Source organism: Flavobacterium sp. MDT1-60, from assembly GCF_014844035.1.
Classification (GTDB): domain Bacteria; phylum Bacteroidota; class Bacteroidia; order Flavobacteriales; family Flavobacteriaceae; genus Flavobacterium.
In genome coordinates, this window is the sequence record NZ_CP062159.1 from 4020081 (window position 1) to 4044591 (window position 24511).

The following is a 24511-nucleotide window of genomic DNA, read 5'->3' on the forward strand; positions in this document are numbered from 1 at the left end:
CCAGGAAAAGATTGCAACGAATAGCGGGATTAGCTCCTAAATAATTTTATAATTTAAAGAAATCGCTCAGTATTTTGATATACAAGTCGACTCCTTCTTCAATTTCATTTACAAAAATAAATTCGTCTGCTGAATGGGACCGAAGTGTTTCTCCCGGGCCTAATTTTAAAGACTGACAGCTTAAAACGGATTGATCTGAAAGTGTTGGTGACCCGTAAGTTGTTCTTCCTAAAGCTATTCCGGCCTGAACCAAACCATGTTCGATTGGAATAGACGATGCATTTAAATGCATTGATCTTGGGGTAACTTCGGCATTTACATTGGCTTTCACCACTTCTAAAATTTCAGCATTTGTATAACGATCTGTTACACGAATATCTACAACCAAATCACATTCTGACGGCACAACATTATGCTGCTTACCTGCACTGATCTGCGTTACGGTCATTTTTACAGGACCTAAAACATCTGATATTTTATCGAATTTATAGTTTTTAAACCATTCCATTACCGGAATTGATTTGTATAATGAATTATCTTCGTTTTGATGTGCGGCGTGACTTGCGGTTCCTTTTACTTTTACATCCAAAACCAACAAACCTTTCTCTGCAACTGCCAATTGCATTAATGTTGGTTCTCCAACAATCGCACAATCTAATTCTGGTAAATGTTTTAAAACACTATTTAAACCGTTTTTCCCGCTGCTTTCTTCTTCGGCAGAAGCCACAATTACCAAATTATGTGACAAGTTTTGATTTTCATAAAAATGAACAAAAGTTGCCAAAAGCGAAACCAAACAACCTCCGGCATCATTGCTTCCTAATCCAAATAATTTTCCGTCTTTTTCGATCGCTTTAAACGGATCGTTAGTATATGCCTGATTTGGCTTAACCGTATCGTGATGTGAATTCAGTAAAAGTGTTGGTTTGTTTTCGTCGAAATATTTATTGAAAGCCCACACATTATTATTTTCTCTTTTAAAAGGAATCTCGTTTTGATTGAACCAATTCTCTATCAAAAGCGCTGTTTGATCTTCTTCACTTGAAAATGAAGGGGTTTCGATAAGGCTTTTTAATAAACTAATTGCTTCCTGGGTAAGCGTTGCAATATTTTTCATAGTTAATGGTTTCTTTGCCACGAAGGCTCGAAGTCACAAAGTTTTTATTTAAATCTGTGACATTTTTAATTTGCGCAAATTTCTTAAATTAATATTTAAAATACCTTGCGTAATGTTCTTTTTTTACCACGAATTTGCTTCGCCTGTTCGCTGTCGCTCGAGTCACAAATTTTCTCTAATTTTTTCAAATTTTAATTAGTGGAAATTTGTGTAATTCGTGGCAATATTTTATAATGTAATTGTGGTATGCAAAACATCTGGATTTTGCAACATTTTATGATGTCCTATTTTGATTTTCTGTACACCTCTTGACAAGCTGTTGAAACAATTATCCAATTTCGGAATCATTCCGGAATGAATTACTTTTTCTTCTTTTAGCTTGTTGTATAATGCTTCATTGATTTCTGCAATTACAGAAGAATCATCTTCTGAATCTTGTAAAACTCCTTGTTTTTCAAAACAGTATGTCAGCGTAACATCAAAAACTTCAGACAATGCAATTGATAATTCGCTTGCAATGGTATCAGCATTTGTGTTTAATAATTGACCGTTTTTATCGTGTGTAATGGCACAGAAAACAGGAACAATTCCGTTTTCTAACAATGTTTTCAATAAAGAAGTATTTACTTGTTTTACATCTCCAACAAATCCATAATCAATTGTCGGATGATTTCTTTTTACTGACTGAATTAAATTCCCGTCAGCTCCGGAAAAACCCATTGCATTGTTGTTTTTTGCCTGTAATTGTGCTACAATATCTTTATTGATTTGCCCTGCATAAATCATCACGACAACATCAAGCATTGCAGCATCAGTAATACGTCGCCCTTCGATCATCTGAGGAACTAAACCAATACTCTGCGCCATTTTAGTAGCCGATTTTCCACCGCCATGAACTAAAACTTTATATTCTTCAATTTTAGAAAAATCAGTCAAGAATTGCTCTAATTCAGTTGGATTATCTATGATGTTTCCGCCAATTTTTATTACTGTAACTTCCATTTTTTTGAGGTTCAGAGGCTCAGAGGAACAAAGACTTAAAGGTTTTTTTCTTGGCTTTTCAACCTTTGAACCTTTGTAACTTTGTACCTTTGTACCTAATATTTATAACTTCTTTAGAATCTTCTGTAAAACTAATTGAGCCGAATACGTTCTGTTATTGGCTTGCTGAATTACAATTGAATTCTCGCTATCAATTACTTCATCGCTTACAATTACGTTACGACGAACCGGAAGACAGTGCATGAATTTTCCGTTGTTTGTTAAGGCCATTTTTTCAGCAGTAACAGTCCAACTTGGATCAATATTGGTTACTTTACCGTAATCGTTAAAGTTGCTCCAGTTTTTTACGTATACAAAGTCAGCATTTTCGAACGCTTTGTTTTGATCGTATTCGATTTTACAATCTTTCGTGATTTCAGGACTCAATTCGTAACCTTCCGGATGTGTGATTACAAAATCCATGTCTTTTTGCAATTGCATCATTTCTACAAACGAATTCGCAACTGCCTGAGGCAAAGCTTTTGGATGCGGTGCCCACGACAGAACCACTTTTGGTTTGTGTTTTGTTTTGTATTCCTCCATTGTAATGGCATCAGCCAAAGATTGAAGTGGATGACGAACGGCACTTTCCATATTTACGATTGGCACTGTAGCATGCTTTAAAAACCCTGAAATTACGTTCTCTGCATAATCTTTTTCTTTATCTGCCAGACTTGCAAAAGCACGAATTGCGATAATATCACAATATTGTGAAACTACTTCTGCTGCTTCTTTAATGTGCTCCGAAGCTCCAGAATTCATGACCGCTCCGTCTTCAAATTCTAAAGTCCAGCCTTCATTGGTAAAGTTCATTACCATAACATTCATTCCTAAGTTCAAAGCCGCTTTTTGAGTACTCAAACGCGTTCTTAAACTCGGATTAAAGAATAGCATCCCTAAGGTTTTATTCTTTCCTAAACTTTGATTTTTAAGCGGATTCTTTTTGATTTTTAATGCGCTTTTTACCCATTTTGATAATGAGTTGATATCTTTTATGGAAATATAGTTCATTTGTTTCTTATTTTTATTTGTTATCCTAAATTAGACGCGGATTTTACTGATTCGCGTTCTATTTACACAATCTTAGTAAAAGGAATCTCATTATTTAACGCCCGCAGAATAAAATTATCATTTAAGCCATTGACGATCCAGGTTTCGATGTTTGCAGCTTTTGCGATTCCGGCTGCTTCTATTTTAGACTGCATTCCTCCTGTTCCGTGTGATGATTTTGACTCTCCGATTTCTTTTTCCAAGACCTGTAAATCATTGACCAATTTTATCGTTTCCGGATTTTCATCGTGAATAGAATTCTTTGTATAAATACCGTTTGTATTGGTTGCAATAATCAGAATGTCAACATTTAAAAGGACTGCTGTTAAAGCTGCTAATTTATCATTATCTCCAAACCGAATCTCATCTGTGGCAACGGTGTCATTTTCATTAATAATCGGAATGTAATTATTCTCCACCAAAACATTAATCGTATTGACAATATTTACTTTTGATTGTTGTTTTTCAAAATCAGAATAAGACAACAAACATTGCGAAGTCAATAACCCTAAATCGCTGAAATTTTCATGGAAAATCCGCATTAAATGTGGCTGACCAATTGAGGCTAACGCTTGTTTCAATGCAATTTCTTTGCCTTTACTTTCGAGTTTTACAAATTGTTTTGCGGCTGCGATTGCTCCTGAACTTACAATTACAAATTCGTAATCTTTGTTTAACGCAGCAATCTGCATACCAATATCTTCAATCTTTCCCCGCGAAATATGATTGGTTTCCTTGGTTAAAGTATTACTTCCTATTTTTAATAAAATTCGTTTTTTGCTCATTTTGTTCTGGTTTTGCCACGAAGGCACTAAGGCGCTAAGTTTTTTATATTGTTTGTGTTTACAAACGCTAAGTTCGCAAAGCTTTATCTTAATTTAAATTCCAATAATTTGAAATCAAAAATCGTTACTCATCAATCTAAAATCTAAAATCAGAAATCTAAAATTCTAGCGTATTTGCCCTTCTCCGTAAACATACCATTTGTTTGTTACCAAATGTTGTAAACCAATTGGTCCTCTTTGATGTAATTTATCAGTGCTTATGGCTAATTCTCCACCTAAACCAAATTGTCCGCCGTCTGTAAAACGCGTTGAGGCGTTTTGATATACTGCCGCTGCATCTATTGCTTCCATGAATTCCTGGGCTACTTTATTATCTTTTGTTATGATTACAGCAGAATGCCCGCCACAATATTTGTTGATTTTTTTGATCGCATTTTCTTTAGAATCAATTGTTCCGATTACAATTTTATAATCTAAAAACTCTTCATACCAAATATCTTCGTTTTGAAGTGTTTCGGTATTTTCGAAATTTTCTAATGACTTATCAACTATAATTTCAACTTTCGATTCATCCAAGGTTTCAATTAACATTGCCGTAAACGCTTCGAAATTAGGTAATTTAGAGTCTATTAAAACTTTATCAACTGCATTACAAGCAGATATTTTTGATATTTTAGCATTTAAAATGACTTTCAAAGCCAAATCAGTATCAGCATTTTCATGAACGTACACAAAATTGTTTCCGCGACCGCTTACAATTACCGGACAAGTGGCGTGCTGCTTGACAAACTGAATCAATTTTTCTCCTCCTCTCGGAACAATTAAATCGACTTTTTGAGTTGGTTTTTCTAAGAAAGCCTGTGTTTCTGTGCGATTGTAATTCAGATATTCAACCCAGTCCCTCGAAACGCCATTTTCTTCCAAAGCCTCATGCCATAAAGCAACAATTTTCAAATTTGATCTTAAAGACTCTTTTCCTCCTTTTAATAAAATCTTATTTCCTGATTTAAAAGCAATTCCACCAGCTTCAATAGTAACATCCGGACGAGATTCATAAATGATTAAAATCGTTCCAAAAGCGGCAGTTTTATTAACCACTTTTATTCCATTATCATGAACAAAATGAAAGCGTTCTACTCCAACAGGATCTTCCTGAGAAGCCAGTTGATTCAATGATAAAATCATCTCGTCGACTTTTTTATTATCTACTTTCAAGCGTTCTTCCATCGCTAGATCTGAACCGTCATAAGCCAGCAAATCTTCCTGATTCGTTAGAATAATTTGACTCCGCTCCTGCTCGACCAGCTTTGCCATGGAGCGCAAAACCAGATTGCGTTTTTCAATTGATAATGGATTCATTTTTTTGGTTTAATTGGTTAATTCTTAATTCGTTTAATCCTTTAACCAGTAAACGATTAAACGAATTAAGAATATATGTTAAACTTAATTTTGAAGTTCTTCTAAACTTTCTTTCAAAGCTTTAATAAAAGTATCGATATCTGATTTTTTTACTGTTAATGGCGGTAAAATTCTAAGCAGATTTTTATTGTTAGCACTTCCTGTAAAAATATGTTTCTCGATAATTAGTTTTTTTCTCAAGGCGCTTACGTCAAAATCGAATTCAATTCCTAACATCAAACCTTTTCCTTTTACTTGTTTGATTCCGGGAACTTGTTTGATTTGCTCTGAGAAATAAGCCGAAACTTCATTTACGTTATCTTGTAATTTTAATTTTTCCATTACATCAAGAACCGCTATTCCTGCGGCGCAAGATAAATGGCTTCCGCCGAAAGTGGTTCCTAACAATCCGTAACTTGCTTCAAATTTTGGAGAAATCAAAATAGCTCCAACAGGAAAACCATTCCCCATCCCTTTAGCAACTGAAATAATATCAGCGTTTATTCCGTGATGTTGAAACGCAAAGAATTTTCCGCTTCTTCCGTATCCTGATTGTACTTCATCCAAAATCAAAACAACATCATGTTTTTTACATGCTTTTTCTAGAGCCTGAAAAAATGCTGTTGTTCCCTGGTCTAAACCTCCAACACCTTGAATTCCTTCAATAATTACAGCCGTAACATCACCTTTAGCCAATTCTGCTTCTACTAAATCAATTTGATTTAGAGGCAAAAAAGTAACAATTTGTTGTGCATTAATAGGCGCAACAATTTTTTTGTTATCAGTAACCGCAACAGCTGCAGAGGTTCTTCCGTGGAAAGAATTGTCAAAAGCTACAACTCTTGATTTTCCATTGTGAAAAGAAGCTAATTTTAAAGCATTTTCATTTGCTTCAGCTCCAGAACTGCATAAAAACAATTCATATTCTTCCAATCCTGAAAGCTTTCCTAATTTCTGAGCCAATTCAACCTGTAAAGGATTCTGAATTGCATTTGAATAAAATCCTAAATGATCCAATTGATTTTTAAGTTTTTCAACATAATCAGGTTGCGTGTGGCCAATCGAAATTACACCATGTCCGCTATATAAGTCTAAATATTCCACTCCATTATTGTCTGTAATTGTGCAGTCTATTGCTTTTACAGGAGTTATGTCGTAAAGTGGGTATACGTTAAATAAATTCATGTTACTTTTTGTTTATTTTGTTTCAGGTTTCAGGTTTCAAGTTTGCATCAAACGTAAAACTTGTAACTTTAAACTTGAAACTGATTTGAGTTTCAGTATTACCATTTCAAGTCACGCAAAACGTGGAATTTGAAACTTTAAACCTGAAACAAAATTTTCCTAAAATCCGCTTGGTTTCAAATGTAAACCGGTGGTTTCTTCTAATCCGAACATTAAATTCATGTTTTGAATCGCTTGCCCTGAAGCACCTTTGGTTAAGTTGTCAATGATTGAACTAATCAAAATCCGGTTTCCTTTTTTCATTAAACTGATGATACATTTGTTGGTTTGAACGACTTGTTTCATATTGATATTTGTAGTCGTAACAGTTACAAACGGTTCGTTTTTATAGAAATCTTCGTATTTAGCAACCAATTGTTCCAAGCTATCGTCGGATAATGTATATAATGTTGCAAAAATTCCTCTTGGAAAATCTCCTCTATTCGGAATAAAAAGCAATTCGCTTTCAAAATCATCCTGCAATTGAACCAAACTTTCTGAAATCTCTCCCAAATGTTGGTGTTCAAAAGCTTTATAATGCGACATATTATTGTTTCTCCAACTAAAATGAGAGGTTTCTGAAAGTCCAACTCCTGCGCCTGTACTTCCGGTTGTTGCATTAATATGAACGTCGTTGTTCAACAGATTGTTTTTAGCCAAAGGCAGCAAAGCCAATTGAATAGCTGTAGCAAAACAACCTGGATTTGCAATATAATTTGCTTTTTTGATTTCCGATTTATTCAATTCTGGTAAACCATATATAAAATCTTTTCCTTCGAAATGAGCATCCTTATTCAATCTGAAATCATTACCTAAATCAATGATTTTGGTGTGACTTGCAAATTGATTTTCCTTCAAAAAAGAAATAGATTTTCCATGTCCTAAACACAAGAAAACAACATTTACATCTGGATTGATGGTGTCAGTAAAATTCATTTCAATATCACCCATCAAATCGTGGTGCGCCACAGAAAGTGTTTTCCCCGCATTGGTTGTACTGTAAACAAAATCGATGTTTACATTGGGATGATACATTAATATTCTGATAAGTTCTCCAGCCGTGTAGCCAGAACCACCAATTATTCCGACATTAATCATGATCTAAATGGTTTACAGATGAAAATATGTTTTGAGCATTTCCTAAAATCTTAATAAATCCTTTTGCATCATCAGACGTCCACGCATTATTCATTTCTCCGTACTGACCGAAACCAGTGTTCATCAAATCATTATCTGATTCAATTCCATCAAGTGAAAAATGATATGGTTTTAAAGAAACAGTCACAACTCCATTTACAGTCTTTTGAGTGTCCTGCAAAAACGTTTCGATGTTACGCATTACAGGATCTAAAAACTGACCTTCGTGAAACAACATTCCATACCAGTTTCCTAATTGTTCTTTCCAGTATTGTTGCCATTTTCCAAGCGTATGTTTCTCTAATAAATGATGCGCTTTTATAATAATTAATGGAGCTGCAGCTTCAAAACCAACTCTTCCTTTAATTCCGATAATCGTATCACCTACGTGAATATCCCTACCAATTGCAAACGCATTTGCCAGTTTTTCAAGAGCCACAATATTATTCGATGGTTTATCCATTATACCGTTTAATCCAACTAATTCCCCTTGCTCAAAATGTAATCTTACTTTTTCTTCCCCTTCTTTTTGCAATTGCGAAGGATAAGCGTCACTTGGCAATGGCTGGCTTGAAGTTAAGGTTTCTTTTCCTCCAACACTCGTTCCCCAAAGCCCTTTATTGATTGAGTATTGTGCTTTTTCCCAAGAATAATGAACACCATTTTGAGCTAAATAATCTACTTCTTCCTGTCTTGAAAGTTTTAGATCTCTAATTGGTGTAATGATTTCAATTTCCGGAGCGATGGTTTGGAAAATCAAATCAAAACGAATCTGATCATTTCCTGCACCTGTACTTCCGTGTGCAATGGCGCTTGCTCCAACTTTTTTAGCATATTTAATAGCTTCAATTGCCTGGAAAACACGTTCTGCACTAACTGATAAAGGATAGGTATTGTTTTTTAATACATTTCCGAAAATCAAATATTTTATAGCTTTATCATAATATTTATCTACGATCGTAAGATTTGCGTGTTGTGCGCTCCCTAATTCGTAGGCTCTTTTTTCAATTGCTGATAATTCTTCAGCATCAAATCCTCCTGTATCTACAAGTACGGTGTGAACTTCGTATCCTTTTTCATTTTTTAAATATTTCAAACAATACGAGGTATCTAATCCTCCACTATAAGCTAATACAACTTTTTTCATTTTATATAATTTAGGCTAATACTTTCGTATTTAGCAAGTTTGAGATTTCTTTTTATTGGTATTCTTATGGAAAAAAAATAAAAGACAGAATTTTATTTAAGAATAAAGCTTGTTTTATTTTTTTTAATCTGTTTAAAACAGCCTCATTAAAAGGATGTCTTGGCGGATCTTTTTGTTTTTCTTTTGGATCGTACAACATTCCCGTACAAAGGCACATTTTGTTTTCTTTGCTTTTTAGGATTTCGTAATTGGTACAGGTTTTACAGCCTGACCAAAAACTTGGATCTGTTGTTAATTCAGAGAAAGGCACAGGCTTGTAACCTAAATCAGAATTGATTTTCATTACGGCTAAACCAGTTGTAATTCCGAATATTTTAGCATCTGGATATCTTTGTAATGAATAGTCAAAAACTTTTGATTTGATTTTTTTTGCCAAACCCAAACTTCTGTAGTCCGGATGTACAATTAGACCCGAGTGCGCCACGAATTTTCCGTGCTGCCAACTTTCGATATAACAAAAACCTGCAAATTTTCCGTCTGCCAGAGCAATCATCGCATCACCGTTTGCCATTTTTTTCTGAATGTACTCAGGAGTTCTTTTAGCAATCCCTGTACCTCTTAATAAGGCAGATGATTCTATTGTATCGCAAATTTCCTGTGCGAATTTGAAGTGTTCTTCCTGAGTAACAACAATAGAGATTTTCATTTCAAGTTGAAGTTAGAGTTAAAAATTAAAACGTACTGTTTAGTTTGAAATCCAAAAATCAATCCAATAAAAGTAGACAAAATAGAAATAACATTCTCAAAATCAAGAACTTGATCAAGAAAATTAAAAATATAATATATAGTTTTAGGATATGCTTGTCCAATGGACAAATTAGATGATTTCAAAATGAAAAATGAATATAAATAAATACGCGACGAAAAACTCTGTGAATACTATAGAGATAGCATCCGTACTTCGGGAGAAGTTACAGGAGAGTTTGTCCGTGACAAAGAAGTTATATGTAAACTTATTTTATTCATCGGTGCAAAAGTACACTATTTTTTTATTTACAAAACAAAAAAATAAAATTCTAACATTTTTTTATCGTAATGTTATTTTTGTGAAACACTAAGATTCTAAGATGCTAAGGTTCTGAGGTTTTTCTAAAAGTCATATTTTTATAAAAATTCCAAACTAAGTAATATGATTCAACAACCAAAGCATTGACCTGAGGTTGAAACTCACAAATTAAAACCTGAAAATTGAAACAAGACAAACCAAAAAACCCGATAGTTACTAATAACTATCGGGTTTTAAATAATTTATATCTTTACTATTTAATTCTTGGTAAACGGAATTACTTGTCCATTTCCTAAAACGATCATATCAAATCCTGTCTTAGCTTCATTAAATCTGAACTTTAGACCAGCACTTTTTGACTGAAAAGTATCTTTTTCTCCAGCAACCGGCTCAACAGAAAATTTTGGATAGTTTGTTATTTCTACACTAAGAACGCTGCTTTTCTCTGTAATTTCAATTTTTAAAGGTGCTTTTGCAGTCGAGTAAATCCCAACATAAGCATCTAAAATGATATCTTTCTCTATTATTCCTTTTGTTGCTGTCCAAACATTATTGCTTTCGTTATAATCTGGAAAAACATGATCAGGATCTAGTGTTACACTTTCAATCTCTTCTGTAGAATTATGTTTGAAAGACCATTCATTGTTACGCTGCCAAATTTCAACAGGCAATTTAACCCTGGTTACTTTTCCACTTTTCGTTTTTACATCCAAAATAATTGGCATTGGCATTTTATCGAAATTTTCAACCGTAATTATAACTCCTTTTGATGGGTCGTTTTTCACATATTTAATAGAATTAATTCCCTGATCAAATCTCCAGTTATTTACAAACCAGCTTCTCCAAAACCAACTTAAATCTTCTCCGGCAACATTTTCAATTGTTCTGAAAAAATCGTCAGGAGTTGGATGTTTGTAAGCCCAACGTTCAACATAAGTACGCAATGCTTTATCAAAACGTTCTTGTCCTAAAACCTGTTCTCTTAAAATTGTTAATCCTGCACTTGGTTTTACATAACATAAAACTCCAATATTAGCTTCTTTCATATTATCAGGAGAACTCATAATAGTTTCTAATTTTGGACTAGTTAAATACTCCACATCTTCATGAAGATCTGAAGTCTTTTGCTTGTATTCTCCATTATTAAAATCAAAAGAACTTACAGAATTAATAAAAGTATTAAAACCTTCGTCCATCCAGGCAAATAAACGTTCGTTTGAACCAACAATCATAGGAAACCAAATATGTCCGAATTCGTGATCTGTAACTCCCCATAGATCATCACCTTTAGATTTCCATCCGCAGAAAACAATACCAGGATATTCCATTCCGCCTTCATTTCCTGCCACATTTGTCGCAGCCGGATAAGGATATTCAAACCATCTTTTTGAATAATTTTCGATTGATGATTTTACATATTCTGTAGAACGACCGTAAGCATCATTTCCAGCACTTTCAACAGGGTATGCTGATAATGCTAGTGATTTTTTACCACTTGGTAAGTTTATTTTTGCTCCGTCTAAGATAAAAGCTGCAGAGGATGCCCACGAAAAATCACGGGCATTTTTAATTTGATAATGCCAGGTTTTTTCAGCTATTGCATTTGTATTTGCTGTAGCAGCAACTTCTTCTGCAGTACGAATCATAACCGTTTTATCGCTTTGTGAAGCAGCTTTATAACGTTTAAACTGTTCTGCAGGCAAGACTTCTGCTCCGTTTAACAATTCCCCTGAACCTACAACATAGTGATTGGCAGGTACTGTAATTTTTACATCAAAATTACCATACTCTAAATAAAACTCAGAAGCTCCTAAATATGGTGCAGTATTCCACCCTCTTACATCATCATACACACACATACGTGGATACCATTGTGCAATCGTGAAGATTTTTCCGTTTTTAGTTTCTAAAACCCCCATTCTGTCAGATCCTTCAAAAGGCGCTATAAATGAAAATTCAATTTTAATTTTTACCGATCCTCCTTTTGAAGCCAATTCTTGCGGAAGGAAAATTTGCATTCTTGTATCTGTAACAATGAATTTAGCATCAGTTTCAACCTTAGTTTTTCCATCAGAAATTACTTTAACTGATTTAATTTTGTTTCCTCCATCAAAAACTTGTCCTTGTGCCCCATTACGGCTCCCTGTCAAAGGAACTACAGCATTTCCTCTTGAATCTTCCTTAAATAAGTTTTGTTCTAAGTTTAACCAGACAAAAGATAATCTATCAGGACTATTATTAGTATAAGTAATTTCATCAGTACCAACAATTTCATTTTTTACAGCATTTAATTTTGCTGTAATTTGATAATCAGCTCTGTTTTGCCAATATTCAACTCCAGGCTGACCACTGGCAGAACGGGTTGATGTACCGTTTTTTGTATAAAAATGAGGTGCAAAAGCATCATGATAATTATAATTATTTACCGGGTTTGCTACTGTTGAAGCTGGGGTTTGTTGTGCCCAAACAGAAGTAATCCCTACAAACAAAGCCATGGTTAATATGGCTTTCGAGGATTGTTTTTTCATATTTTTTAGCTGTTTATGCAGCAAATTAATGAAAAAAAAAGCTATTTACAGAGAGAAGTTTAAGGTTAAATTTGATTTTTAGCAAAATTTTATCAAAAAAATAATTTAAGCTATTTCCTTCAAAAACTAAAATTTATAAAATATATTTACCGTTAGATAAAAACTATTTTTTCATTCAACTCTATCATATTGGATACAACTATTTCAAATTCAACACTTAAAGCTTCTATAAAACATTCGGGAGCAGAATTATCATCATTAAAGAACAGTCAAAATAAGGAATTTATCTGGGAAGGTAATCCTGATTTTTGGGGAAAGCATTCTCCGGTTCTTTTTCCGATTGTAGGAACTTTAAAAAACAATACATATAGAGTAAACGGAAAAGAATATCAACTGCCAAGGCATGGTTTTGCTCGTGAAATGGAATTTCAATTGATTGATAAAAGAGAAAATAGTGCTGCTTTTTCCTTGAAGTCAAATACCGAAACGCTGAAAAAATACCCTTTTGAATTTGAATTACAACTCATCTATACACTTCATGAAAGCACTTTAGATATTCAATATAAAATAACTAATAAAAGTGAAAGTAAAATACCTTTTTCTATAGGTGCACATCCGGCTATTGCTTTACCAGAGAATTTTGAGAGTTATGCATTAAAATTTGAAAGAGAAGAAGTTCTGAAATATTATCTTCTTGAAAATGATTTAATTTCGAATAGAACTGAAGTTCTAGAAACAACGAATAGTTTAGTCTCATTAAATTATAAATTGTTTGAGAATGACGCGTTAATTTTTAAAACGTTAGAATCAAATTCACTTACAATTCTTGAAAATTCAAAACCTTATATAAAAGTGGATTTTGAAGATTTTCCAAGTTTAGGGATATGGACAAAAGAACAAGCTCCATTTATCTGCATTGAACCTTGGTTAGGATATTCTGATACAGCTGTTAATTCAGGAGATTTATTCGAAAAAGAAGGAATTTTAATTTTGGATGCAAATCAGACATTCACTTCAAAATTCAGTATACAAATATTATAAAATCTAAAAAATGTTAGAATTCAATTTTTCTCCATTTCCAATTATAGAAACAGAACGTTTGCTTTTAAGACGAATTACAAATGATGATGTAAAAGAAGTTTTTGAATTACGTTCAAACCGTGAAACAATGAAATATATTCCAAGGCCTTTGGTAAAAAACTATGAAGATGCATTGGAGCATATAGCTATGATAGAAGATAAAATTGTAACGAATGTTGGAATCAATTGGGGTATCACTTTAAAAGATAGCCCAAAATTGTTAGGAATCATAGGCTATTACAGAATGCAGCCTGAAAATTATCGTGCTGAAATAGGCTATATGCTATTGCCTGAATTTCATGGAAAAGGAATTATTCCAGAAGCCGTAAATAGATTAATCAGATATGGTTTTGATGATCTGAAATTACATTCAATTGAAGCGGTAATTGATCCTGAAAATTTAGCTTCAGAAAAAGTATTACAAAAATGTGGTTTTATTAAAGAAGCGCATTTTAAAGAATCTGAATTTTATGAAGGTCGTTTTCTTGATAAGGTAATTTACTCATTACTAGACAAATAAAAAACAACTAGTTTCCTATAAAAATAAATCTTGTTAAATATACTTTTTCCACAATAGCAAATCGGTCTATTGCGTTATATTTGCACGCGAAATAAATGACTAAACCTTATTTCGAATTCCGAAAACTTATTTTTATGAAAAAAATACTTATCCTTTTTGTTCTTTTCTCTTCTGTTCAAAGTCAAAGTCAAACTTACTTAAAATTTAATGCTGCAACTGCTTTATTTGCTATTCCAAATGTAGGTATAGAAACAAGTATTGGAGAAAAAACTACTTTTAGCGTTGATGTTATGGCATCTTTCTGGGAATCTGTAAATGGTCATAATCCTATGAAATTTGTTACTTTGACCCCTGAAATTCGTTACCATTTTAAAGAAAAATATAATGGTTTTTATGTTGGAGGTCATATTGGTGGTGATGTATATGACATACAAAAGTGGAATTATTGGGATAGCAATAGATATGAACATGGATTTGGATATAGACTAGGGGTTACAATAGGATATAATATCAAATTAAACGATAAATTTTTATTAGATATTTTTGCAGGAGGTGGTTGGCATCAGGGCTTCTATCATGGCTATTATAATGATGGAACTCCAGGTAGATATGAAAAAGCCGAAAATTGGAATAAAAGCGGAGAATGGCTTCCGTACCGTGGCGGTGTAATGCTTTCTTATAAATTGAATTAAAATTTAGAAAGCGATTTAATATATAAATCTTCCACTTTTTTACGAGCCCAATCTGTTTTACGTAAGAAGGTCAAGCTGGATTTTATACTTGGATTTGAAGTAAAACATTTTATCGGAATTAATTCTGATAATGTATCAAAACCATAATAAGCGACAAGCTTTTCTAATATTGATTGAAGTGTAATTCCGTGTAAAGGATCTTTTGATTGATTTTGCATTTTATCTTTTTAAAATAATAGTAAAAAGACCGTACTCCAAAAAAGTACGGTCTTTCCTTTTTGCAAAATTAACGAATTGAAATTAAATTTAAATCAAATCGACTACTATTAGAATATAAATTTAAATCCGAAAGAAAGTGGTGTGGTTAAATTTGGATTCCCTACCAAATAAGCTGAATCAACATTTGCTACGTGGGCTAACCCAAAATTAGTAACAGTAGTTTTTTCTCCAACTTTTGGATCCAGGGTCGTGGAAGTAAAATTTGCTAAATCATAAGAAAACTCGACTGAAAAACTTTTAGTTACAAAATAATCAAATCCACCAGATAAAGCTAAACCAACCTGATTTACTTTTAAGTCTCTTTCCTTTTCTTTTCCAGTAATAATTGGAGCAGCTAATTGTCCGAAGAAATATAAAGAACCGGCAACATTCCAATATTTTCTGGCTAGTGGTTCAATAACGATTAAATCAGTTTTTACAGCCGTTCCTGCATTTGATTCAGATTTCATATTAATAAATCCCAATCCAGCTCCAACTGCTACTGACGGTGTTATAAATGTACCAACAACAGGCAGTATACTTACGTTTTTTTAAAATCTCCTGTTTTAGTTTGCTGATAACCAATTTGAGAAGTAGCGAACCACGCTCCTTTTAAACTTTGATTTGCCTCTTGTGCCTTTGCGGTTAAACCAATCATCACAATACCAACTAATGATAAAATCTTTTTCATGTTTGAGTTTGTTTTAAATTATTCAACAAACTTATATGTAAGTTTTTTCCTTAAACATGATCTAAGTCATAGATTAAAAAAAATCTTTAATTATCTTAGATTGTATTAAAGTTTTTCAATTTTGTTTTACATTTGCAACTATGTTAAAAACAGTCAATATACTTAATAAGAGAGCTCGTTTCGATTACGAGATAATCGATACTTATACTGCCGGAATTGTTTTATCCGGAACAGAAATCAAATCTATACGCTTAGGGAAGGCTAATATCACTGAAAGCTTTTGTGAATTTAATAATCTTGAGCTTTTTGCAATCAATACTTATATTGAAGAATATTCTTTTGGAAATCAATTCAATCATAAGTCAAGAAGTGAAAGAAAATTACTTTTGAATAAAAAGGAGCTAAAAAGCCTTCATAAAAGTGTACAGGCAAAAGGACTTACTATTGTCCCGCTAAAGTTATTTACAAATGAAAAAGGTCTTGCAAAATTGCAAATAGGCCTTTGTAAAGGAAAGAAAAACTACGACAAACGCGAATCTTTGAAAGAACAAGACACAAAACGTGACTTAGACCGAATTAAAAAAGCTTACAATTAAGTTGCTTTAATTATCCCTAAAGTGTTGTTTATTAATATTTTATCTTTAATTTTATACAAACAATTTAACTGTAAAATATGAAAAAGTACTTAGTTTTCTTAATCGCCGTACTGACACTTTCAGGTTGTGGCAGTAATACATCAATTGTAAATAGCTGGAGAGATCCAGATGTAACTGTTGCACAGGAGCACTTTAAAAAAGTCTTAGTTGTTGCTTTAGTAAAAGATGAAGCTTCCAGAAGAATTACAGAAAATAGGATTGCAGCCAGTAATCAAATATTTAAAACTTCTTATCAATATTTAAACGAAAGCACTAAACAACTTACCCAGGAACAAAAATTAAAAATTTTACAAGATGAAAATTTTGATGGCGTTGTTACGATGCGTTTAGTAAGTACTGATAAAGAGACAAACTACGTTCCAGGAACTTATACTGGAATGTATTATGGAGGATTTGATGGCGCATATACAGGAATGTATGGATATGGATTTGGTAACTGGTACGGAATGTATTCCCCAAATTTCTACGATCCGGGCTATTATCAGGAAACTACATCTTATATGGTAGAAACTAATATTTTTTCCTTAAAACAAAACAAATTAATCTGGACAGGAACGACAAAATCTGAATATGTTACGGATTTGGGACAAACTGTAGACGCCATTATGCAAGCCGTAGTTGGCGAAATGAAAAAAGACGGATCATTACCAAAATAAAATAATTAAAAGCAATAATTATTTATTGCTTTTTTTATAAACTAAAAAATGACCAAATTTGTCAAGACAATTTAAATCATTTATTCAAATGAGGACACTTCTTAAAAATGCAAGAGAGCAAAAAGGATTTAAAACCCGTGAGGTGGCACAGCTTCTTGGAATCGATCAGGCATTAATAAGTAAATTTGAGTCAGGAACCAGAAAACCTACTAAGGAGCAAATTTCTAAACTTTCTCAACTCTTAGAAATTGACTTTGAAACTTTAATGATTGCCTGGCTTAAAGAAAAAATTCTTTATGAAATTGGCGATGAGGAATTTGCCCTAAAAGCATTATTACTTGTTGAACAGGAAATTCAGAACAATAAAAGACACAATAATGCTGCTGTCTTATCAACCGTTCAAAATATTTTGGATGAAATTGAACTGCTTCGGCAAAAAATCCAATCTTTTCAACATTTTGAATTACGTCGTATTTCCAAAATAATTGAATTAGAATTTATTTTCGAAACCAACCGCTTAAACGGAAACTCATTAACATTTCAGGAAACAAAAGCTGTAATTAATGATGGAATAACAATTCCAGGAAAAAGCATGCAAGAACATCTTGAAGCTGTAAATCTTCACGAAACTATTTCCTATATAAAAGATTTGAATCAGAAAAAAATCCCTTTAAATGAGAAAGAATTCCTGACAATTCATAATTTAATTTTGAAAGGGATTAAGCCAAAAAATGCCGGAAAATACAAAAATGATGCATTAGTAATTCGCGAAATGAATTTGTTTTTTAACTGGTTTGAAACCCAAAAAAACAATGTACACCCCATACTTTTGGCTTCGGAGACGCATTTGAAAATTATGACTATAAATCCCTTTGAAAATGCAACTGTACAAATGGCTCATCTAATCATGAATTGGATTTTACTTCAAAATGACTATGTATTTGCCACCATTGAAGGAAGTGAAGAAAATATCACCCAATATTTCGCTGTTTTAGCGGAATGCCAGAAAATGAATAACAACTCCCATTTTATTAATTATATTCTTCAAATTGAAAAAGCGAATTTAAATCGTGCGATCCAATTGGTTTCACAATAAAAAAAGCCCAACTGGGCTTTTCTATTTAATTTTTATCTTCTAATAAAGGAACAAATCTAAACTCTCCAAACTCATGTTTTTCAAATTGAGTTTCATTTTTACGAATTAATAAGGTCATAATCTGAACATCTTCACCTAGCGGAATAACCAGCCTGCCTCCTATTTTTAACTGCGCCATTAAAGGCTGAGGGATAAACGGAGCACCTGCCGTAACAATAATACTGTCAAATGGAGCATGATTTGGCAAACCTTTATAACCATCTCCAAAAGAAAGATGTTTTGGACGGATATTTAGCTTCGGAAATAAATTTGAAGTGGCTTTAAATAATTCGTTTTGTCTTTCAATACTATAAACTTTAGCACCAAGCATAAACAAAACAGCGGTTTGATAACCGGAGCCTGTTCCAATTTCTAAAATTTTGTGATCTTTTTTAACTTCTAACAACTGGGATTGAAAAGCAACTGTATAAGGCTGTGAAATAGTTTGTCCGGCTCCAATAGGAAATGCCTTATCCTGATAAGCGTAATCTTCAAAACTTGAATTCAAAAAAAGGTGTCTTGGGATTTTTTTTATCGCATCCAGGACCGCTCTGTCAGTAATCCCTTTTTGCTCTAAAGTGCTTACTAATTGATTACGAAGTCCTTGATGTTTGGCAGTGTCTTTCAAAATGGGTAGGTTTTATTTTGGCAAAAATAAGAAAGTAAAAAAGAAATCAAATATTGATTTTTAATTATTAAATCGCTAAATCTTTATTGTATTAACTTTTACTTTCGACAAATAAATTATATTTTTGTTTAAAATACATTCTCATGTTAAAAGTAGGAGTTTTAGGTGCTGGTCACTTAGGTAAGATACATTTACGCTTATTACAACAATCTGACAAATACGAATTAGTTGGATTTTACGACGAAAATCAAGAAAATGCCGAAAGAATTTCAAAAGAATTTGGCTATAAAAACTTCAACACTATTGCAAAATTAATCCATGCTGTGGATGTCATCGATATTGTAACACCAACACTTTCGCATTATAAATGCGCTAAGGTAGCTATAAAATCAGGAAAACATATCTTCATAGAAAAACCTATTGCCAACACTGTAGAAGAAGCTGAAGAAATTATTGCTTTAGCCAAAGAATACAATGTAAAAGGTCAGGTTGGTCACGTGGAGCGTTTTAATCCTGCCTTCATTGCGACAAAAAATATGATCGAAAATCCGATGTTTATTGAAACACATCGTTTGGCCGAGTTTAATCCACGTGGTACTGATGTTCCGGTAGTTTTGGATTTAATGATTCATGATATTGATGCGATTCTGAGTGTAGTTCATTCAAAAGTAAAAGATATTCATGCTAGTGGGGTTTCTGTAATCAGTGATACTCCGGATATTGCCAATGCCCGAATTGAATTTGAAAATGGTTGTGTGGCTAATTTAACTGCTAGCAGAATTTCGATGAAAAATATGCGTAAAACACGTTTCTTTCAAAAAGACGCCTACATTTCAGTTGACTTTTTAGAGAAAAAATGTGAAGTAGTTCGTATGAAAGATGCACCTGAAGTTCCCGGCGATTTCGATATGATTCTTCAAAATGCTGAAGGCGTGAAAAAACAAATCTATTTTACAAATCCTGATGTTGAGCAAAATAATGCTATTTTGGATGAATTAGAATCATTTGCAAATGCAATCAATACTGATACTACTCCAGTAGTAACTTTAGAACAAGCTACAGATGCTTTGCGTGTAGCCTATCAAATTATTGATTGTTTCGATAAATAATAAATTCAAAAAATATAATTAGCCACGAATTCACGAATTATCTGGTGAATTCGTGGCTAAAATCATAAATATAATACCTCAATTTAAATGAAAACTATAGCTGTAATTGGTGCAGGAACAATGGGTAACGGAATTGCTCATACTTTTGCGCAAAGTGGTTTTACCGTAAAACTAATTGATGTTTCAGAAAAATCACTGGATAAAGGAATGGCAACAATCGCTGCTAACTTAGACAGAATGTTGTCTAAAGGAACTATCACTCAGGAAGATGTTGCCAAAACAATTACCAATATTATCACTTATACAGATATTAAAGATGGTGTCGTTGGAGTTGATTTAGTTGTCGAAGCTGCAACAGAAAATGTTGAATTAAAACTAAACATCTTCAAACAATTAAACGAAGCTTGTTCTCATAACACCATTTTAGCGACGAATACTTCTTCTATATCCATTACACAAATCGGAGCGGTTGTTGCACACCCAGAGCGTGTTATCGGAATGCATTTCATGAATCCGGTGCCAATTATGAAATTAGTTGAAATTATTCGTGGATACAATACTAGCGATGAAGTCACTAAAATCATTATGGACTTATCTGTAAAACTAGGAAAGACTCCTGTTGAAGTAAACGATTATCCAGGTTTTGTGGCAAACAGAATTTTAATGCCAATGCTAAACGAGGCAATCGAAACGTTATATAATAAAGTCGCCGGAGTTTATGAAATTGATACAGTAATGAAATTAGGAATGGGACACCCAATGGGACCGCTACAATTAGCTGATTTTATTGGTCTTGATGTTTGTCTTGCGATTTTAAACGTAATGTACGAAGGTTTCAAAAATCCGAAATATGCGCCTTGTCCGTTATTGGTAAATATGGTAAGAGCCGGAAAATTGGGCGTCAAATCTGGTGAAGGTTTTTATGATTATAGTGAAAGTAAAAAAGCAGAAAAAATCTCGAAGCAGTTTGTTTAAGAATTTTTAAATATGATAACATTTGAGAGCGAATATAAAAATTTCAGTCAACGTCTTTTTACCTCAAAAAACTTGGTCTATTTTATATCATTTATTTTTTATTCATATCTAATTTTCATTTCTAAAATTTTAAACTTTTATACAATTACTATTGAATTAGCTCTTTTCACATTTTATGCCTTTACCATTATTAACGAAAGCAAAAGCAATATTGATACAGTAACTTTCAAAGAAAATAGTATTATTTTACATGGTGAAACATTTAATACGAAATGGATAAAATCAATAAATATAAAAAAAACTTATATACAGATACAGAGTATCGGTTCTCGACAAGGATTACGTAGCGCGACCTTTTATTTAATGTTAAAAAATAAAAAAGATAACTACGTTATAAATTCAATCGACACCTATTCTGATGAAGGAATAATACAGATCTTTAATGAGTTTAAAAAGTTCAAGGAAGAAAAAATAATTGTAGACGAAAGACTAATATTGTTGAGAATTCAAGAAAAAATAGAAAAATGTCAATAGCATCAAATTTAAATACAATCAAATCCACATTACCAGAAAATGTAACTCTTGTTGCTGTTTCTAAAACCAAACCCGTTTCAGACTTAATGCAAGCCTATGAAGCTGGTCAACGCATTTTTGGAGAAAACAAAATCCAGGAAATGGCCGAGAAATGGGAAGAAATGCCAAAAGACATTCAATGGCACATGATTGGTCATGTTCAAACGAATAAAGTCAAATTTATGGCACCTTTTGTGAGTTTGATCCATGGTGTAGACAGTTTGAAATTATTGCAGGAAATCAACAAACAAGCTTTAAAAAATAATAGAATTATTGATTGCCTGCTTCAGATATATATTGCTGAAGAAGAATCTAAATTTGGTTTGGACGAAAACGAATTAAATGAACTTATTTCTTCATCAGAGTTCAAAGAACTCAAAAATATTCGTACCTTAGGTTTAATGGGAATGGCAACATTTACAGAAGATCAAAACCAAATCAAAAAAGAATTCCAACATTTAAAATCGATTTTTGATTCGATTCAAAATGATAATTTTTCAATTATTTCCATGGGAATGTCCGGCGATTATCAACTTGCTATAGAATGTGGCAGCACAATGGTGCGCATTGGAAGCAGCATTTTTGGAAACCGCTGATAAAAATCAACTATAGTAAGACGTGCTGCGATACGCCTTTACAAACAAACTGAATACTGATACTGAATACCGAAAACTAAATTTGTACGCAATACTAGACATAGAAACCACTGGAGGCCAGTTTAATGAAGAAGGAATTACCGAAATTGCCATTTATAAATTTGATGGACATGAAGTAGTTGACCAATTCATTAGCCTTGTTAATCCTGAAATTCCGATTCAGCCTTTTGTGGTGAAATTAACCGGAATCAATAATGCTATGTTGCATTCAGCTCCAAAATTCTTTGAAGTTGCAAAACGAATCATCGAAATCACATCAGATTGTATTATTGTAGCACACAACGCTTCTTTTGATTACCGAATTTTACGTACCGAATTCAGACGCTTAGGATACGATTTCGAAGCCAAAACACTTTGCACTGTTGAATTGGCTAAAAAATTAATTCCGGAACAACCTTCTTACAGTTTAGGAAAATTAGTGCGTGCACTCGGAATTCCGATGGCAGATCGTCATCGCGCCAGTGGAGATGCTATGGCAACGACTAAGTTGTTTAAAATGCTTTTAGAAAAAGACTTAGAGAAAACGATTGTAAAAGATTTTATTAAACTCGAAGTTGAAAAAGGTATTGCACCAAAATTATTAGATCTGGTCGGCCAAATGCCAACTAAAACGGGTGTATATTACATTCATAACGAAAGCGGGACCTTAATATATATAGGAAAAAGTCAGAATATTAGAAAAAGGGTAAATCAACATTTCACTGGAATCACAACAAAAAGCAAAAAAATCCAGGCTGAAGTTTTCACTATAACATATGATGAAACCGGAAGCGAATTAATTGCGCTTTTAAAAGAAAGTGAAGAAGTAAAAATAAACCGCCCGAGACACAATCGCTCACAGAAGAAAACGGTATTTCCATTTGCTTTGTATGCGGAAAAAGATTCAAATGGCTATTTGAATATAAAACTTCAAAAAGCTGATGGTCGCAAAAAAGAAATCACCTCATTTGCTTCTTTACAGGAAGGCAAAAATATGCTTTTCAAGTTCACTGAAAAGTATCATCTATGCCAAAAGTTAACAGGATTATATCAAACTAAAAAAGAGTGTTTTCAATACAAAATCAAAGAATGTGATGGAGCTTGTATTGGTGAAGTTAGTCCTGAAATCTACAATACACGTGTACAACAATTCATTTCTGAAAATAGTTTTGAAAACAAAAGCATGATTTTGCTTGACAGAGGAAGGAACATCAACGAACGTAGTGCTGTTTTAATCGAAAATGGTATTTATAAAGGCTATGCTTTTTATGATTTAAACTATCAAATTACCAACATCGAAATCCTAAAAAACATTCTTATCCCGATGCAAAACAATCGCGATGTAAAAAACATAATTCAAAATTACATGCGCAAAAGCAGGTCAATCAAAATTCTACATTTTTAAAATTTCTAAATTTTCATTACCTTAGTCAATATGACAAAAATGAAATCCAAATACGAAAGCTTTAGAGAAAAAATAAAAGTAGTTCTTTACGGAACAGATACCATTCTTGGACGCCTTTTTGATCTGGTGCTACTCGGATTAATTCTATTAAGTGTTCTTTTGGTCATGATGGAAACCGTTCAGGGAATCAACCAAAAATACCATTCTCAACTCATTATCTGTGAATGGATAATCACCGTCTTTTTTACCATCGAGTATATTTTGCGTATTATTTCCATTCAAAAACCAATAAAATATATTTTTAGTTTTTATGGTATTATAGATTTACTTGCTGTACTACCGATGTATCTGTCAATATTTTTCCCGGGAGCGAGTATTTTATCGGTCATAAGAGCTTTACGTTTCTTCCGATTATTCAAAATACTTCACATTCCTCAAATTTCACATCAGTCCCTTCAACTGCGTGATGCGATTGAAGCCAGTAAAGAAAAAATTCTGGTTTTTATCTATTTTGTATTGATCAGCACCGTAATTATCGGCTCTATTATGTACATGATAGAAGGCAAAGAAAGCGGTTTTACAAGTATTCCGGCTAGCATTTACTGGACTATAGTAACCTTAACAACAGTTGGTTATGGCGACATTTCACCTATAACGCCTTTAGGACAATTTGTTGCTTCATTGGTCATGATTTTAGGTTACGGAATTATTGCAGTTCCCACCGGAATTGTTACTGCAGAGTTTGCAAAAAACAGTTTAAAAAATAATAATACAGTAAGCGGAAAGAAAACTTGCAAAAACTGCAACTCTCAGGTTCATTTTGATAATGCCAGATATTGTTACGAATGTGGAACAGAATTACCAAATAATTAATTTTATAGAGCTATTCCAGCTGTACACTCCAACTCCTCCTTATCTTTGTTGTTTTTTTAAGGCATAAAAGGAGCTTCCGCTGGTCGCTCTTTTATCCCAAAAAAACGAACAAACATAAGTCCGGGGTTTTCA

The 24511-nt window shown here is 33.0% G+C and carries 26 protein-coding genes; 12 read left to right on the forward strand and 14 right to left on the reverse strand.

Translation table 11 applies throughout. From position 1 onward, the window contains the following. Positions 1-46 precede the first annotated feature (46 nt). The 10 genes from IHE43_RS16795 to IHE43_RS16840 form a co-directional block, all read right to left on the reverse strand. Complete coding sequence (locus IHE43_RS16795; protein ID WP_192184973.1) at positions 47-1117, reverse strand: M20 family metallo-hydrolase; 1071 nt, start codon at positions 1115-1117, stop codon at positions 47-49. A 228-nt stretch (positions 1118-1345) separates the two neighbouring features. Next, the gene (argB, locus tag IHE43_RS16800) at positions 1346-2119 is read right to left on the reverse strand and encodes an acetylglutamate kinase (protein ID WP_192184974.1); all 774 of its coding nucleotides are present in this window, start codon (positions 2117-2119) and stop codon (positions 1346-1348) included. 102 nt (positions 2120-2221) lie between these two features. Then, a complete protein-coding gene (locus IHE43_RS16805) occupies positions 2222-3169 on the reverse strand; it encodes an N-acetylornithine carbamoyltransferase (RefSeq protein ID WP_192184975.1) in 948 nt (315 codons plus the stop codon). 62 nt (positions 3170-3231) lie between these two features. Then, a complete protein-coding gene (gene proB / locus IHE43_RS16810) occupies positions 3232-3993 on the reverse strand; it encodes a glutamate 5-kinase (RefSeq protein ID WP_192184976.1) in 762 nt (253 codons plus the stop codon). A gap of 165 nt (positions 3994-4158) precedes the next feature. Then, the gene (locus IHE43_RS16815; RefSeq protein ID WP_192184977.1) at positions 4159-5352 is read right to left on the reverse strand and encodes a glutamate-5-semialdehyde dehydrogenase; all 1194 of its coding nucleotides are present in this window, start codon (positions 5350-5352) and stop codon (positions 4159-4161) included. Positions 5353-5436: 84 nt separating this feature from the next. Then, complete coding sequence (locus tag IHE43_RS16820; RefSeq protein WP_192184978.1) at positions 5437-6576, reverse strand: aspartate aminotransferase family protein; 1140 nt, start codon at positions 6574-6576, stop codon at positions 5437-5439. A gap of 159 nt (positions 6577-6735) precedes the next feature. Next, positions 6736-7713 carry an N-acetyl-gamma-glutamyl-phosphate reductase gene (gene argC / locus IHE43_RS16825; RefSeq protein ID WP_192184979.1) on the reverse strand — a complete coding sequence of 326 codons (978 nt, stop codon included), beginning with the start codon at positions 7711-7713 and terminating at the stop codon, positions 6736-6738. Next, positions 7706-8899: an argininosuccinate synthase gene (locus tag IHE43_RS16830; RefSeq protein WP_192184980.1), complete on the reverse strand. Its 1194-nt coding sequence runs from the start codon at positions 8897-8899 to the stop codon at positions 7706-7708. Before IHE43_RS16830 ends, argC begins: the two co-directional genes overlap by 8 nt. Positions 8900-8963: 64 nt before the next feature. Then, entirely contained in the window at positions 8964-9605 is a 642-nt protein-coding gene (locus IHE43_RS16835; protein WP_192184981.1) for a GNAT family N-acetyltransferase, read from the reverse strand. 617 nt (positions 9606-10222) lie between these two features. Further along, entirely contained in the window at positions 10223-12493 is a 2271-nt protein-coding gene (locus IHE43_RS16840) for a M1 family metallopeptidase (protein WP_192184982.1), read from the reverse strand. A gap of 189 nt (positions 12494-12682) precedes the next feature. Here IHE43_RS16840 and IHE43_RS16845 point away from each other — a divergent pair, with 189 nt between their 5' ends. The 3 genes from IHE43_RS16845 to IHE43_RS16855 all read left to right on the forward strand — a co-directional run bounded on the left by IHE43_RS16845 (position 12683) and on the right by IHE43_RS16855 (position 14785). Then, the gene (locus IHE43_RS16845) at positions 12683-13534 is read left to right on the forward strand and encodes an aldose 1-epimerase family protein (protein WP_192184983.1); all 852 of its coding nucleotides are present in this window, start codon (positions 12683-12685) and stop codon (positions 13532-13534) included. A 10-nt stretch (positions 13535-13544) separates the two neighbouring features. Next, positions 13545-14093, forward strand: a complete 549-nt coding sequence (locus tag IHE43_RS16850; protein ID WP_192184984.1) for a GNAT family N-acetyltransferase — start codon at positions 13545-13547, stop codon at positions 14091-14093. 134 nt (positions 14094-14227) lie between these two features. After that, a complete protein-coding gene (locus IHE43_RS16855) occupies positions 14228-14785 on the forward strand; it encodes a DUF3575 domain-containing protein (RefSeq protein ID WP_192184985.1) in 558 nt (185 codons plus the stop codon). Here IHE43_RS16855 and IHE43_RS16860 read toward each other — a convergent pair. From IHE43_RS16860 to IHE43_RS23695, 3 genes are all read right to left on the reverse strand, one after another. Then, complete coding sequence (locus IHE43_RS16860; RefSeq protein ID WP_072971103.1) at positions 14782-15003, reverse strand: VF530 family DNA-binding protein; 222 nt, start codon at positions 15001-15003, stop codon at positions 14782-14784. The genes IHE43_RS16855 and IHE43_RS16860 overlap by 4 nt on opposite strands. A gap of 108 nt (positions 15004-15111) precedes the next feature. Beyond that, positions 15112-15513: a hypothetical protein gene (locus tag IHE43_RS23690; RefSeq protein WP_225585172.1), complete on the reverse strand. Its 402-nt coding sequence runs from the start codon at positions 15511-15513 to the stop codon at positions 15112-15114. Positions 15514-15584: 71 nt separating this feature from the next. Beyond that, on the reverse strand, positions 15585-15734 hold the full coding sequence (locus IHE43_RS23695) for a hypothetical protein (RefSeq protein ID WP_225585174.1): 150 nt from the start codon (positions 15732-15734) through the stop codon (positions 15585-15587). 140 nt (positions 15735-15874) lie between these two features. On the opposite strand from IHE43_RS23695, the gene smpB reads away from it, so the two are divergent. The 3 genes from smpB to IHE43_RS16880 all read left to right on the forward strand — a co-directional run bounded on the left by smpB (position 15875) and on the right by IHE43_RS16880 (position 18142). Beyond that, positions 15875-16330 carry an SsrA-binding protein SmpB gene (smpB, locus tag IHE43_RS16870; RefSeq protein WP_192184986.1) on the forward strand — a complete coding sequence of 152 codons (456 nt, stop codon included), beginning with the start codon at positions 15875-15877 and terminating at the stop codon, positions 16328-16330. A 77-nt stretch (positions 16331-16407) separates the two neighbouring features. Then, positions 16408-17046, forward strand: coding sequence for a lipoprotein (locus IHE43_RS16875; protein WP_192184987.1), 639 nt, complete (start codon positions 16408-16410; stop codon positions 17044-17046). 88 nt (positions 17047-17134) lie between these two features. After that, on the forward strand, positions 17135-18142 hold the full coding sequence (locus tag IHE43_RS16880; RefSeq protein ID WP_192184988.1) for a helix-turn-helix domain-containing protein: 1008 nt from the start codon (positions 17135-17137) through the stop codon (positions 18140-18142). 25 nt (positions 18143-18167) lie between these two features. Here the strand turns inward: IHE43_RS16880 and IHE43_RS16885 are convergent, their stop codons facing one another. Next, the gene (locus IHE43_RS16885) at positions 18168-18809 is read right to left on the reverse strand and encodes a protein-L-isoaspartate(D-aspartate) O-methyltransferase (RefSeq protein ID WP_192184989.1); all 642 of its coding nucleotides are present in this window, start codon (positions 18807-18809) and stop codon (positions 18168-18170) included. 143 nt (positions 18810-18952) lie between these two features. On the opposite strand from IHE43_RS16885, the gene IHE43_RS16890 reads away from it, so the two are divergent. From IHE43_RS16890 to IHE43_RS16915, 6 genes are all read left to right on the forward strand, one after another. Then, a complete protein-coding gene (locus IHE43_RS16890) occupies positions 18953-19918 on the forward strand; it encodes a Gfo/Idh/MocA family protein (protein ID WP_192184990.1) in 966 nt (321 codons plus the stop codon). Between the two features lie 87 nt (positions 19919-20005). Next, complete coding sequence (locus tag IHE43_RS16895; RefSeq protein WP_072971110.1) at positions 20006-20893, forward strand: 3-hydroxyacyl-CoA dehydrogenase family protein; 888 nt, start codon at positions 20006-20008, stop codon at positions 20891-20893. Positions 20894-20905: 12 nt separating this feature from the next. Then, positions 20906-21427 carry a hypothetical protein gene (locus tag IHE43_RS16900; protein ID WP_192184991.1) on the forward strand — a complete coding sequence of 174 codons (522 nt, stop codon included), beginning with the start codon at positions 20906-20908 and terminating at the stop codon, positions 21425-21427. Further along, positions 21418-22062 carry a YggS family pyridoxal phosphate-dependent enzyme gene (locus tag IHE43_RS16905; protein ID WP_192184992.1) on the forward strand — a complete coding sequence of 215 codons (645 nt, stop codon included), beginning with the start codon at positions 21418-21420 and terminating at the stop codon, positions 22060-22062. Before IHE43_RS16900 ends, IHE43_RS16905 begins: the two co-directional genes overlap by 10 nt. Positions 22063-22144: 82 nt before the next feature. Next, on the forward strand, positions 22145-23506 hold the full coding sequence (locus IHE43_RS16910) for an exonuclease domain-containing protein (protein ID WP_192184993.1): 1362 nt from the start codon (positions 22145-22147) through the stop codon (positions 23504-23506). A 30-nt stretch (positions 23507-23536) separates the two neighbouring features. Further along, a complete protein-coding gene (locus IHE43_RS16915) occupies positions 23537-24379 on the forward strand; it encodes an ion transporter (RefSeq protein ID WP_192184994.1) in 843 nt (280 codons plus the stop codon). Positions 24380-24511 lie beyond the last annotated feature (132 nt).